Source organism: Acidiphilium sp., from assembly GCF_049977125.1.
Classification (GTDB): Bacteria; Pseudomonadota; Alphaproteobacteria; order Acetobacterales; family Acetobacteraceae; genus Acidiphilium.
The window spans coordinates 17,758-30,595 of record NZ_JBMFGY010000009.1 but is presented as its reverse complement, the minus strand read 5'-3'; the positions used below and the strand labels follow the sequence as shown (position 1 = coordinate 30,595).

Below are 12,838 nucleotides of genomic sequence, written 5' to 3'. Positions count from 1 at the left end.
AGCCAGCGTTCGCCGAATGGGACGCGGTTCCATGCCAGAGGTTCGACCCCGGCGAACGGTGAGGCTGGCACGATGCCGTCCGGTGCGGCGAACACGCGGACACCCTCGCTCGGCGCACGGGTGTAGAATTGCAGGGCGGTGTAGGTGGTTGCTTCTTCGAAGACCTGAAAGCTTTTGAAGTCGATCCAGCGATCGAGGTTGCGGTGGCGGGCAATCACGGTGCGCAAGCCCGCGCCATATTCATTGACGGTCCATAGGCTCGGCGCGATGTAACCGAGTTTACCTTCGGGCTTCAGCATTTCGATCCCTTTTTCGATGAAGGGCAGATAGAGATCGAAATTGCCGGTCTGGGTGCTGGCGTAATGTTGGCCGCCTTCGACTTCGCGTCCGGTACGGAGATAAGATGCGACATCGGGCAGGGCGGCGCGAAAATTCTGCAGTTTTACGTAAGGGGGATTGCCGACCACGATGTCGAACCCGCCGCGTTCGACGATTTCCGGGAATGCGGTCCGCCAGTCAAACGCGTTCACGCGCTCGCGTTCCTCGTCGTTGTAGAGCGCATGCTGCATTTCGCGATAGAAATCCGGGCCGACCAGGGTGTTGCCGCAGCGGATCGAGGCATCGAGGTTCGAGAGCGGGCTATCCGCTTTGGCGGTGTGCAGCCATAATGCGAGTTGGGTAATTTCGACCGAAGCGGGATTGATATCGATGCCAAAAATATTGCGTGACAGCAGATCTCGGGCGCGATCATGCAGATCGGCCCGGCGATGGGCGTTATCACCAATTTGGGCGGCGATCAGGTCCAGTGTGCGCCATTCGCGTAGTAGGAGTCGCAGTGCTGTAATCAGGAATGCGCCGGAGCCGCAGGCCGGATCGAGCACGGTGATATTCTGGAGGCGGCTCCGGTAGGCATCGAGTGCGGCGCGGGTTGGATTTTCTTCCTTAAAGCCGGCATCTGCACGCAGCGCGGCAAGTCGGGGTTCAAACGTCAGTTCGACAATGCGTGTGACGACCCATTCCGGGGTGTAATAGACACCGTCGCGTTTACGCTGGCTGATCTTGTTGATGGATGGCTGGCCGTCGGCCTCGGCTTCGAGAATTTCGAGTTCCGTGATGCTTTGTTCGAAAATACGACCGAGCATGTAGAGACCGAGGGCTTTGGTGTCGCCTTGCTCGGCGCTGTCGCCAAGGTCGGCGGCGAAGCTGTACCGGGCGCAGAGGTAGAGGATGGTACGCGGGTGTGTGGCGATGCTGGCTTCGTTTTGGCCCTGGTAGCGCTGGCAGAAGATGCCGTCGTGAATTTCGAGCGCATCGAGGGCCGGATCGGGCGCGAACAGGCCGCCATTGAACTGGCGGATTGGCATGTCTCCGAAGGCGCCGCCTTCGTTCATGGTCTTGAACAGCCGCCGGAAGGTGGGCCAGATTGTCTGCGCGTCGGGGTCGAAATAGGCCACGTTCGAGACATCGGTCAGGATTTTGCGGATCAAGCGCGGGGGAAAGGCCAATACCTGCCCCATGTCCTCGCAGAAAAAGGCGAAGAGCAACCGATCGAGTAGTTTCTGGGCGAGCCGCACGAGGCGGCCATGCGTGCCGGGATAGCGAGGCGTGCCGGGACCGTTGTGTGCGAGAATTTCGGTGTAGAGGCTTTCGCGCAGGGCGCGGTACTCGCGGTAGAATTCGGTCTCGATCAAACGGTCGCGCGTTCCCTGGTCGCGAATCAGGTCGAACAAGATCGGGCGACCGCTGGTGGCGATGAGTGTGTCGTGGTGGAACAGGCGGAAGAAGAGAAACCGGTCGAAGCGTGCCGCTTCGGTATTTGCCAGCAGACCGGGTCCGTCGAGGATGTCGAGCGGGCGGATGATGAAATCGGCGTATTGAGACGGTCCGCGATCGTGCCAGTAGAGGCGGAAGCGGTTCATGTCGGTCACAATGCCCCAGAGCGGCAGGACCGGTTCGTTGCCGAACATTTTCAGGCGTGCGGCGCTGAGATAGTCGAGGCACTGGCGGACCGGGGAACGGTCGCCCCGCTTACCTTTGCGCTTTTGGGGGGCATCGAGGTCGGTCTTGATGCCTTTGAATTCGCAGAGTGCTTGGGGGATTGGTTTTTTGTCGGTGTGGAAGTCACCGATGGCGAGATCGGCCTCGCCGGTGCCGCCATCTGCTCCTGCGCCGGGGAGTGCCAATTTTGGGTGTAGGGTGTAGCCCTCGCCGGCTGGTTGCTGGCCGTCCTGGATATAGTGCCAGGTAGCGCGGAAAAATTCTTCGATGAAGGCGGCTTCTGAGCTGGTCTCGCGGAGATCGCCGCGAGCGGCCCAGCGCTTCAGACGGTCGATGAGCGCGATTTCGGTGGGGCTGTCTTTGAATGCGGCGTAATCATTGGCCCAGACGGAGCGCAGAAAGGATTTGGTGATGAAGCTGTTTTCAAACTCGGTCATGCGGAAGCAGAGTTAGCGGGGTCGACTTGTGGCGGCAAATCGGGTTGGGGTTTCGGTGTGGCGTGGCTGGATTGCTTCGCAAGGGCTCGCAATGACGTGGTGAGGTTAATTTCTGATTTAAAAGAGTTTTTTGGTTCTTTTTTGCAAAAAAGAACGGCTTGCTTCTTACGTTTGCGTGCGGGTGAGGCGGCCGATGTGGAGGGGCATGGGTCAGGTTGTTTCGGTTGGTGTTGTCCGGTGCGATGGGACGAGGCGGACGATTGTTGAGAGTGTGGCGAGGGTTTCGTCGAAGGATGCGAGGTGGTCGGCGCGGGCGCGGGTGGCTTCGGTGAGGATAACGCCATCGGCGAAGTCGCCGCCGGCCGCCATGAGGTCGATACCGGCTTCGACGATGGGTCGGTCGAGTTCGACGGCGGGCATTGTGGTCAGGGTGCGGAGGATTTCGAGGATGTCCCTGGGCGGGAATTTGTAGGCGCGTCGCAGCACCCGGACGGTTTCGCAGAGGACGATGGTGGGGATGATGAGGGTTTCGGCTTGTTCGATCAGGGCGGCGGCGTGGGCGGACTGGGTTTCGTCGTCCCAGGTGAGGTAGCGGACGAGGACGTTGGTATCGACGGCCACTCTCATTGAGCGGAGGGTGGGTCGGCGCGTTCGATTGCGTCCTGCATGTCGGCGAGGGAGATGGTGGGCGATCCGGGCCGCCGCAGTGCGCCTCTGAGGCGATCGATGCGGGGGGCATCGTCGATGGCGCGCAGTTCCACCCGGCCTTCAGGGAGGAAGGCCACGTCGATTTTCTGGCCGGGTCTGGCGTTGAGGTGCCGGAGGACGGCGTGGCGGAGGGTGACCTGGCCTTTGGCTGTGATGGTGAGGTGGAGTGTCATCGCGCACCGTGAGTAAGGAGTAAGGTGCCTTACTTATCGGGTTGGGGTGCGAAATTCAACAACGATGTGGACGAGCCGAGAGTAAGTATCTGATAAAAAGAGTTTTTTGGTTCTTTTTTGCAAAAAAGAACGCCTTGCTTTGTCTTCTATGCGGCCGAGGTTTCATGCGTGGCGGAGAAGTGGATTTCGGGGTTGCGTTCGGCGGCGTAGCGGAGTGACCAGGTGTCGCGGGCGAGGAAGACGGGGCTGTCGTCGCGGTCGAGGCCCATGGTTGATTGGTTGGCGTCGATGAAGGTTTTCAGGATTTTGGGGTCGGGGCAGGTGATCCAGCGGGCGGTGGTGTAGGGGGAGGCTTCGAAGCGGATCGGGATTTTGTATTCGGTGTCGATGCGGGCGGCGAGGACGTCGAGTTGCAGGGCGCCGACGACGCCGACGATCCAGTCCGCACCGAGCATGGGGCGGAAGATTTGGGCGACGCCTTCTTCGGCGAGGTCTTCGAGGGCGCGGCGGAGTTGTTTGGCGCGCATGGGGTCGGCGAGGATGATGCGGCGGAGGATTTCGGGGGCGAAGCTGGGGATGCCGGTGAAGCGGAGGGGTTCGCCTTCGGTGAGGGTGTCGCCGACGCGCAAGCTGCCGTGGTTGGGGATGCCGATGATGTCGCCGGGCCAGGCTTCCTCGGCGAGGGAGCGGTCGCGGGCGAAGAAGAAGATGGGCGCCTGGATCGCCATGGTTTTGCCGGCGCGGACGTGGAAGAGTTTCATGCCGCGCTGAAAGCGGCCCGAGCAGATGCGGGTGAAGGCGATGCGGTCGCGGTGGTTGGGGTCCATGTTGGCCTGGACCTTGAAAACAAAGCCGGTGACGTTGGGGTCGGATGCGGCGACGGGGTGGGGTTCGGCGCGCTGGGTGGTGGGGGCCGGGGCGAATTGGGAGAGCATGGCGAGGAGTTCGACCACGCCGTAGTCTTTCAGGGCGCTGCCGAACAGGACGGGGGTGAGGTGGCCGGCGCGGAAGGCGGCTTCGTCGAAGGCTGGGTAGGCGCCGGTGAGTTCGATCGCGTCCTGGACTTCGGCCATCTGCTCGGGCGGGACGGTGACTTGGGCGAAGACCTCGCCTTCGGGGGAGACGCGGCCGATCGGGCGGTTCTGGGTGATATCCCAGCAGCCGCGGAACAGGCCGCCCATGCCGATCGGCCAGACCATCGGGCAGACATCGAGTGCGAGGGTGCTCGCGATTTCATCGAGCAAGGTGAAGGGGTCCTGGCCTTCGCGGTCGATTTTGTTGATGAAGGTGATGATCGGGATGTCGCGCAGGCGGCAGACTTCGAACAGTTTGAGGGTCTGGGCTTCGATGCCGCGGGCGGCGTCGATCACCATGACGGCGGCATCGACCGCGGTGAGGGTGCGGTAGGTGTCCTCGGAGAAGTCCTGGTGGCCTGGCGTGTCGAGCAGGTTGAAGACGACATCGTGCCAGGTGAAGGTCATGACCGAGGAGGTGACGGAGATGCCGCGCTGGCGTTCGATCGCCATCCAGTCCGAGCGGGTGTTGCGGCGCTCGCGGCGGGCCTTGACCATGCCGGCTTCGTGGATGGCGCCGCCGAACAGGAGGAGTTTTTCGGTCAGCGTGGTCTTGCCGGCATCCGGGTGGGAGATGATCGCGAAGGTGCGGCGCGGCAGGGTGGGCGCTGGCGGGGCGGGGGGCGCGCTGTCGGTCCGGGGTTCGGCTATGGTCATGTCGTCCATCATGACCATTGTATAGCAACCGGTTCCTCAATTGTGTAGGCAAAGCGCGTGACCCCTCCCCGGTTCCTTGGCGCGGCGATTTTTCGCGCGGCGATTGCCGCACCGCCGCATCCGCTGGCGACGATGCGGGCGCCGCTGGCGGAGGATTTGGCGCGCGCGATGGGGTGGCTGGGGGATGGGCAGTATGTCGAGGCGCCGCTGGCCGGGCGGGCGGCGCTGGAGCGGTTTCATCGGCCGGATTATCTGGATGCGTTGATGCGGGCGGAGACGGCGCAGGGGATCAGTGACGCGGAGCGGGAGCGGTATCGGATCGGGGTGGATGCGAATCCGGTTCACCCGGCGGTGTATCGGCGGCCGGCGACCTCGGCGGGCGGGGTGATCCTGGCGGCGGCGCTGACGGCGGCGGGCGGCGTGGTGCAGTTTCCGGGGGCGGGCAATCATCACGCCTGGCCGGATCGGGCGAGCGGGTTCTGCTACATCAATGACGCGGTGCTGGGGATTCTGGCGTGGCTGGATCAGGGGTTGAGCCGGATCGTTTACCTCGATCTGGACGCGCATCATGGCGATGGGGTGGAGGCGGCGTTTGCGGCGGATGCGCGGGTGCTGACGATCAGCGTGCATGAGGCGGGGCGGTGGCCGGGCAGCGGCGGTGCGTCGGACCCGGCGCGGGGGGTGCTGAATTATCCGGTGCCCGCCGGGTTCGATGATGCGGGGTTCATGGCGCTGCTGGAGGCGCGGATTCTGCCGCGAATCGCGGCGCATCGGCCGGAGGCGATCATGCTGCTGCCGGGGGCGGATGCGCTGGCGGATGACGCGATGAGCCGGTTGGCGCTGTCGAACCGGGCGCTGTGGGCGGCGGTGGCTTCGATCCGGCCGATGGCGCCGCGGCTGATCGTGCTCGGCGGCGGGGGGTATAATCCGTATGCGCTGGCGCGGGCGTGGGCGGGGATTTGGGCGGTGCTGAACGATCACGCGATCGTGGATCGTCTGCCGGCGGCCGCTTTGGACGTTCTGGCGCAAATCAGCTATTTCCGCGCACGACACCGGCCGCGGCCGGAGCATTGGTTGACCAGCATCGCCGATCCGCCGCAGTCAGGGGCGAATCAGGCAGGGGCGGATCGGGCGGTGTGGACCGGCGAACGGCAATGATGACAGGAGACGAACGCGTGACGCGTAAAGCAAGCTTGTTGGGCATATTCACCCTTATCGGCGCGGTCTCGGTCGGGACGGCGGGGGCGGCGATCACCGGGCCGCAGAAAGGGCTGGCGACCGAGACTCTCACGATCGTGAACCAGCACGGCAAGCGATTCACCTTCAAGGTGGAGGAAGCGCTGACGCCGGAGCAGCAGGAGATCGGGCTGATGTTTCGCAAGGTGGTGCCGGCGGACACCGGGATGATCTTTCCGTGGGACCCGCCGCAGGTTTCCGAGATGTGGATGAAGAACACGCTGGTGCCGCTGGATATGGTGTTCATCGGGCCGCATGGGACGATCCGGCATATCGCCAACGAGACCGTGCCGGAGAGCCTGCGGGTGATTTCGAGCCATGTTCCGGTCGCGGCGACCCTGGAGTTGCAGGGCGGGATTACCGCGAAGGATGATATTGACGTGGGTGACAAGGTGATTGCGCCACAATTCGGCGATGATCGGTAAGTTGCTTGCGCTGCGGCGGCTCTCGGCATAGGAAGCGCACATTCGGGGCGTGGCGCAGCCTGGTAGCGCGCTTGTTTTGGGTACAAGAGGCCCCCGGTTCGAGTCCGGGCGCCCCGATGTTTTTTGAGGACTCAAGGCATGAACCGTGCGCGTATTTATCTGCCGCCAAAGACAGCGATGCAGTCGGGCTGGGCGAAAACGCACCGCTGGGTGCTGGAATTCGAGCCGGCGATGGCGAAGACGCTCGATCCGCTGATGGGGTGGAGCGGGTCGGGCGATATGCTCGCGACCGAGGTGCGGCTGACGTTCGAGACGCGCGAGGCGGCGGTGGCGTATGCCGAGCGGCACGGGATTGCGTATGATTTAGAGATTCCGACCGAGCATCGGCGCCGGCCGAAGGCCTATGCGGATAATTTCAAGTTCGATCGCCGGGCGAACTGGACCCATTGACGGGGCGGTGCGGGCCGGTAATCAGTCGGGCCAGCGGCCCCGTAGCTCAACTGGATAGAGCACCCGCCTTCTAAGCGGGATGTTGCGTGTTCGAGCCACGCCGGGGTCGCCAGATGTGGGCGCGTGAGAAGGGACCGCGTTCTTCACGCGCTATCGGGCAGGCGCGTTCTTCACGCGCTATCAGGCAGGCGCGTTCTTCACGCGCTATCGAAATGAAACCATCCGGCCGCGCGGCGCGCCGATCACCGCGCCGTCGCGCATGACCATGGCGCCGCCGATTATCGTCATCACCGGCCAGCCGGTGACCGTTTCGCCGGCGAAGGGCGACCAGCCGCAGGGGCTTGCCAGCCAGGATGGCTCGATGGTCCGGCGTTGTTTCAAATCGACGAGGGTGAAATCAGCGTCATAGCCGGCGGCGATCCGGCCCTTGCCGACCGCGCCGTAGATCCGCGCCGGACCGGCGGCCATCAAATCGACCAGACGGGTCAAGGACAGGCGGCCATGATGGACCTGATCGAGCATCACCGGCAGCAGGGTCTGCACGCCGGTCAACCCGGCCGCCGTGTCCGGCCAGGGGCGCGATTTGGCGGCGGCGGGGTGCGGCGCGTGGTCTGATCCGATCGTGTCGACCAGTCCATCCGCCACCGCCCGCCATGCCGCCGCGCGGTGCCGGGACTCGCGGATCGGCGGGTTCATCACGGCATAGGCGCCCAGGCGATCATAGGCATCGGGCGATGATTGCGTCAGGTGATTGACCAGCACCTCGACACTCGCGACATCGCGAAAATCGCGCAGATATTCGAATTCCTCCGCGGTGGAGACGTGCAGGATATGGGCGGGCCGGCCGGTCTGGCGGGCCAGCGCCATGATCCGCCGGGTACCCAGCGCCGCGCATTCCGGGTCGCGCCATTTGGCGTGGTTGACGAATGCATCGCCCGGCGCGAACAGCTTGCGCCGTTCCTGCAGGCGGAACTCATCCTCGGCGTGAAACGCGATCCGCCGCCGGCCCGACTGCATCACGCGCGCGATCGAGGCATCGTCCTCAACCAGCAGATTACCGGTCGAGGAGCCGGCAAACACCTTGATCGCGCACACGCCCGGCTCGAGCTCCAGCGCCGCGAGCTGGTCGGTGTTCTGTTTCGTCGCACCAACATAGAACCCGACATCACACCATGCGCGCCCCGGCACCGAGGCCCGCTTGGCGGCAAGACTCGGCGCATCGATCGCGGGGGTGGCGGTGTTCGGCATGTCGAAAATCGCGGTGATGCCGCCCAGCACCGCGCCGCGCGTGCCGGTTTCGAGCGTCTCGACCGCGGGGAGTTCCGCCGCTCCGGAGTCGCGGAAATGCACATGCGGATCGATCAGCCCGGGCAACACATGCAAGCCCCGCGCATCGATCAGTTGATCGGCACCGCCTTCCGCCGCGAGCGTGACGATCCGCCCGCCCCGCACCCCGATTCGCGCCGACTCAGCGCCCCAGGGCAGCAGCGCCGTGCCGTGCTCGATGATCAGATCATAAGGCGCGCTCATCACCACTCCTCCGCCAGAACCTCAAAAACATCGCCCTCGCCCGTTTGTCCGAGGCCATGGCGGCGATGCCACAGGGCGAGAAACAGCAGCCGCCAGCACGCGACCCCTGCCCGCTTGTCCGCCGCGCGGGTGAACAGATCAACCACGCGATCCGGCCGCGCCAGTTGCGCCACGATCGGCGCGCGCGCCACCAGCGCCCCCAAGCGCCCGCCCTGCCCGGCGATCCAGGATGCCACCGGCACGTCGAACCCCTGTTTGGGCGCGAACGGCCGGGCCTGCGGCAGGTGACGGTCGAGCCAGTGGCGCAGGAGAAACTTGCCGAACCCGCGGCGCGCCCGCAACCGATCCGGCAGGGCGAAGGCGAATCGCGCCACCTCGCGATCGAGAAACGGCGTCCGCCCCTCCACCCCGTGCGCCATCAGGCACCGGTCGAGCTTGAGCAACAAATCATTGGGCAGCCATTCGGCGATGTCCTCGCGTTGCGCGCGCGCCAGCGCCGTGCCGGTCGCCGCGGCATGGGCCTGATCGAGCCCGGCGCGCCACGCCGGACCCTCGTCGCGCAGGATGTCCAGACCCTCGAACGCGCCGCGCGCGCGCATTCGCCGCGTCAAGGGCCATGGCCGCGCCGCCGCCCGATACCTGCCATACCCGGCAAAGATTTCATCGCCGCCCTCCCCCGACAGCACCACTTTCACCGATCCCCTCGCATGGCGGGCGAGAAACCAGGTCGGGATGATGGCGTAATCGGCGGCCGGATCGTCCATCGCCCCGACGATCGCGGGCAGATGCCGCCACATCATCGCCTCGGTGATCTCGATCCGCTCATGCCGCGCGCCGACCGCGCGCGCGGTCAGGGCCGCCGCGTCACGCTCGTCGGCCACGCCCGGACGATCGAAACCCGCCGTGAACGCCTGCACCTTCTCGCTGTTCAGCCGCGCCATCAACGCCAGGATCGCCGCGCTGTCGATGCCGCCGGAGAGGAACAGCCCGTAGGGCACGTCGCTGCGCTGATGGAACGCCACGCTCTCGGCCAGCACCGCATCGAGCGCGGTCACCGCAGCGTCCTGATCGTGCGGCGCCACGGACTTGATCGGATCATGCTCGATCGGATCATGCGCGATCGCGGCGATCACCGCGCCATCCCGCAGCGTCAGCATCGCGCCGGGGGCGACCCGCTCGATGCCGCGAAACGCGGTCGCGCGCCCGGTGGTGAACTGCACCTGCAATAATTCAGTCAGGCGAGCGGCATCGATGGCAGGTTCGACCAGCCCGGCTGCGATCAACGCCTGCGGCTCGGAGGCGAACGCCGTTCCCGACCTGGTCGATGCGATATAGAGCGGCTTGATCCCGAACGGATCGCGCAGCAGCTTCACCACCCCCGCCGCCGAATCATCGATCGCCAGCGCGTACATGCCGCGCAGATGCCCGCTGAAATCCGCCGCCTGGCGCGCGAGATACAGCGGCGGCTCGCAATCGCTGCCAGTGGTGAAGGCAACGCCGGCCAGCGCCGCCCGCAATTCCCGATTATTGTAGATTTCGCCATTGCCGATCAGCGTGGCGTCCGCGCCGAACAGCGGCTGATCGCCGGTTGCCAGATCGATGATGGCGAGGCGCGTCTGCACCAGCGCGGCGCGTTCGCTGACATGAACGCCTGATCCGTCGGGTCCGCGATGCGCGAGCGCCGCCGCCAGCGCGGCCAGAACCGCCGGCGCGAGCCGCGCGCCCGGCTTCAGCGCGACACCCGCGATGCCGCACATCAGCGCGCCACCCGCATCAGGTAATGCCGCCACGCCGACACCACGACGGGCTCGGCGAATTCCGCCTCGAACCGCGCGCGCCCCGCCATGGCCAGATCCGAACCGCCCGCCGCCAGCACGCGGGCGATCGCCTGACCCAGGGCGGCGGCATCGTCGATCGGCACCAGAACGCCATCGACCCCATCGGTGATCAGTTCACGCGGTCCCTCCGCCGCCGCCGCCACCACGGGCACCCCGGCGGAAAACGCCTCGAGCACCATATTGCCCAGCGGCTCGTGGCGTGACGAGGAGACGAACACATCGGCCGCGCGCAACAGGGCGCCCACATCGGTCCGCCATCCGGCGAGATGCACCCGCGCCCCCAGCCCGGCGGCGGCAATCGCTGCTTCCAGCGCGGCGCGCTCCGGCCCTGCCCCCGCGATGACCAGATGGGCATCCGCCACCATCGCCATCGCCTGGATCAGCACGTCGAACCCCTTGACCGCGTGCAGCCGCCCGAGGGCGAGCACCAGCCGCGCACCCGCCGGCACCCCCAGCGCCGCCCGCGGCGCCGGCGCCACCGCCGCGAAATCAGTGACGAAATTCGGCAGGTAATCGACCCGGTCCGCCGGCCAGCCCTGTGCCGCGATCCAGCGGACGATGTCGCGCGTGTTGCCGACCAGACGGTCGCACCGGCGGAAATATTTGAGCGGATAATAGCCGCCGAGCCGCCCGACCAGGGTCCAGCGGCCACGCGGCGCATGAAACGCGGCGCGGCTCATCCAGGCCATCGCCACCTCGGCATCGAACGCCCGCAATGCCCGCGCCGCGCGTGGCCGGGTCAACAGATCGAGCGGCCCGCCATAGCGCAACCCCACCGGGGCGAGGCCCGCGGCGCGCAGCCGGGCGATCCGCGCCGCTTCCGGGCGGATGATCGGCAGAACGGCGTCGCCCGCCGCATGTTGCGCGAGGGTCAGCCGCTCGAAGAACAACTCGGCGCCGCCCTGGGCCGCGCCGGCCATCAGGTGGCCGATCCTCATGCGCTCACCGTCTCGCCGATCAACTGGCGCGCCGAGGCGAGCACGTCATCGACCATCAGACCTTCCATCGCCGCGTCCCCCTCCGGCCCCGGCGCCGCGATGCAGGCCGCGCGCGGCCCCGCCGGGGCATATTCCGATGCGCGCGAGCGGCCGAACAGCCCCAGGGTCGGCACGCCCGCCGCCGCCGCCAGATGCATCAAGCCGGAATCATTGCCGATGAACAGCGCGCATTGCGCGAGCGCGGCCGCCGCCTCGGCGACGCTGAGCGCGCCCACCAGATCGATCGCCCCCGGCAGCCCCGCCAGCACCGGCGCCGCCGCCGCGCGCTCGCCCGCCCCCGGCCCGCCGAACACGGCGACCCGCGCGAACCCCAGCCGCGCCGCCAGCTCGACATAGCGCGCCGCCGGCCAGATCTTGCCGTCCCAATTCGCGGTCGGTCCCAGCCCGAGCACCGGCGTGCCTTGGGGGATCAGCCGCGCCGCGCGCGCGCGGTCGGCAGGTCCGGTCCAGACCACCGGCAAAGGCGGCGGATCGAAGCCGCAGGCGAGGCCGATCTGCCGGTAGCGGCGACCGGGTCGCCGGCCGCCGCGCACGATCACGCGCCGCCCGGCCCATAGCCCAAAGGACAGGGCCGAGCCGCGGAAATCCACCACGATATGCCAGCGGTCGCGCACCACGCACGACCAGAGCGACAGCCAGTGCCGATCGAACCGCTGCTTCTCGAACACGATCAGGCGTTCCAGCCCGGGCAGCCGGGCGAATACCCCGGCGGCGGCGGCGCCGCACGCCACCGTCAGCCGGGCCATCGGGTGGGCGAGGCGAATCCGCTCGATCGCGCCCGAGGCAATCACGGCATCGCCCAGCCGTGAGGAGGTAATGAATAAAATCCGCATGCCGGATCGCTCTAGCACGGCTTGTCGCATCCCGGCCAAGGGGCCACATCGGGTGGATGATGTTTATCGCCCCCCTGCCGGATCGCGGCGTCATCGAACTCACCGGTTCCGACCGGATCGGCTTCCTGCAAGGTCTGGTCTCGAACGATGTGACCAAGGCGGCGCCGGGGCGTATCGTGTGGGCGGCGCTGCTCACGCCGCAGGGGCGCTATCGGGCGGAATTCTTTATCGGCGCCACGGCATCGAGCCTGCTGCTCGATGCGCCACGGGATGCGATCGGCGACATCGTCACGCGCCTGTCACGCTTCAGGCTGCGCAGCAATGTGGTGCTGACCGACCGCTCGGCGGATTTCGGGGTTCACGCCGCCTGGAACGGGACGGACCCGGCGCCCGGTCCGGCCTGGGGGATCGCCGCCGCCGACCCCCGGCTGCCGGCGGCGGGCTGGCGCATCATCGCCCCCGGACCGCTGGCCAGCAACGCC

12 protein-coding genes and 2 tRNA genes are annotated in these 12,838 nt (G+C 66.6%); 6 read left to right on the top strand and 8 right to left on the bottom strand.

Translation table 11 applies throughout. From position 1 onward, the window contains the following. The 4 genes from ACP5E6_RS03025 to ACP5E6_RS03010 all read right to left on the bottom strand — a co-directional run. A partial coding sequence (locus ACP5E6_RS03025) for an Eco57I restriction-modification methylase domain-containing protein (RefSeq protein WP_427951486.1) occupies window positions 1-2,435 on the bottom strand: 2,435 nt, incomplete at its 3' end. Window positions 2,436-2,645: 210 nt separating this feature from the next. Then, window positions 2,646-3,062 (bottom strand): type II toxin-antitoxin system VapC family toxin, encoded by a 417-nt coding sequence (locus ACP5E6_RS03020; protein ID WP_427951483.1) that lies wholly within the window; start codon window positions 3,060-3,062, stop codon window positions 2,646-2,648. After that, window positions 3,059-3,316 (bottom strand): AbrB/MazE/SpoVT family DNA-binding domain-containing protein, encoded by a 258-nt coding sequence (locus ACP5E6_RS03015; protein WP_427951481.1) that lies wholly within the window; start codon window positions 3,314-3,316, stop codon window positions 3,059-3,061. Before ACP5E6_RS03015 ends, ACP5E6_RS03020 begins: the two co-directional genes overlap by 4 nt. 146 nt (window positions 3,317-3,462) lie before the next feature. Continuing rightward, entirely contained in the window at window positions 3,463-5,055 is a 1,593-nt protein-coding gene (locus ACP5E6_RS03010) for a peptide chain release factor 3 (RefSeq protein WP_427951480.1), read from the bottom strand. Between the two features lie 48 nt (window positions 5,056-5,103). Between ACP5E6_RS03010 and ACP5E6_RS03005 the strand changes: the two genes are divergently transcribed. The 5 genes from ACP5E6_RS03005 (at window position 5,104) to ACP5E6_RS02985 (ending at window position 7,269) form a co-directional block, all read left to right on the top strand. Beyond that, entirely contained in the window at window positions 5,104-6,204 is a 1,101-nt protein-coding gene (locus tag ACP5E6_RS03005; RefSeq protein WP_427951478.1) for an acetoin utilization protein AcuC, read from the top strand. After that, the gene (locus ACP5E6_RS03000; protein ID WP_427951475.1) at window positions 6,201-6,707 is read left to right on the top strand and encodes a DUF192 domain-containing protein; all 507 of its coding nucleotides are present in this window, start codon (window positions 6,201-6,203) and stop codon (window positions 6,705-6,707) included. Before ACP5E6_RS03005 ends, ACP5E6_RS03000 begins: the two co-directional genes overlap by 4 nt. Window positions 6,708-6,750: 43 nt before the next feature. Continuing rightward, a tRNA-Pro gene (locus ACP5E6_RS02995) sits at window positions 6,751-6,824 on the top strand. A 21-nt stretch (window positions 6,825-6,845) separates the two neighbouring features. Beyond that, window positions 6,846-7,157 carry an ETC complex I subunit gene (locus tag ACP5E6_RS02990; protein ID WP_427951472.1) on the top strand — a complete coding sequence of 104 codons (312 nt, stop codon included), beginning with the start codon at window positions 6,846-6,848 and terminating at the stop codon, window positions 7,155-7,157. A 35-nt stretch (window positions 7,158-7,192) separates the two neighbouring features. Next, window positions 7,193-7,269, top strand: a tRNA-Arg gene (locus tag ACP5E6_RS02985). 92 nt (window positions 7,270-7,361) lie between these two features. Here ACP5E6_RS02985 and ACP5E6_RS02980 read toward each other — a convergent pair. Genes ACP5E6_RS02980 through ACP5E6_RS02965 form a run of 4 tightly spaced genes read right to left on the bottom strand, consistent with a single transcriptional unit; the run spans window position 7,362 to window position 12,356 of the window. Beyond that, window positions 7,362-8,687 (bottom strand): dihydroorotase, encoded by a 1,326-nt coding sequence (locus ACP5E6_RS02980; RefSeq protein WP_427951469.1) that lies wholly within the window; start codon window positions 8,685-8,687, stop codon window positions 7,362-7,364. Continuing rightward, window positions 8,687-10,444: an asparagine synthase (glutamine-hydrolyzing) gene (asnB, locus tag ACP5E6_RS02975; RefSeq protein ID WP_427951538.1), complete on the bottom strand. Its 1,758-nt coding sequence runs from the start codon at window positions 10,442-10,444 to the stop codon at window positions 8,687-8,689. The genes ACP5E6_RS02980 and asnB overlap by 1 nt, the downstream gene beginning before the upstream one ends. Then, window positions 10,444-11,463 (bottom strand): glycosyltransferase, encoded by a 1,020-nt coding sequence (locus ACP5E6_RS02970; protein WP_427951466.1) that lies wholly within the window; start codon window positions 11,461-11,463, stop codon window positions 10,444-10,446. The genes asnB and ACP5E6_RS02970 overlap by 1 nt, the downstream gene beginning before the upstream one ends. After that, a complete protein-coding gene (locus ACP5E6_RS02965; RefSeq protein WP_427951463.1) occupies window positions 11,460-12,356 on the bottom strand; it encodes a glycosyltransferase family 9 protein in 897 nt (298 codons plus the stop codon). The genes ACP5E6_RS02970 and ACP5E6_RS02965 overlap by 4 nt, the downstream gene beginning before the upstream one ends. A gap of 59 nt (window positions 12,357-12,415) precedes the next feature. Here ACP5E6_RS02965 and ACP5E6_RS02960 point away from each other — a divergent pair. Further along, on the top strand, window positions 12,416-12,838 hold a 423-nt coding region (locus tag ACP5E6_RS02960), incomplete at its 3' end, for a YgfZ/GcvT domain-containing protein (RefSeq protein ID WP_427951461.1).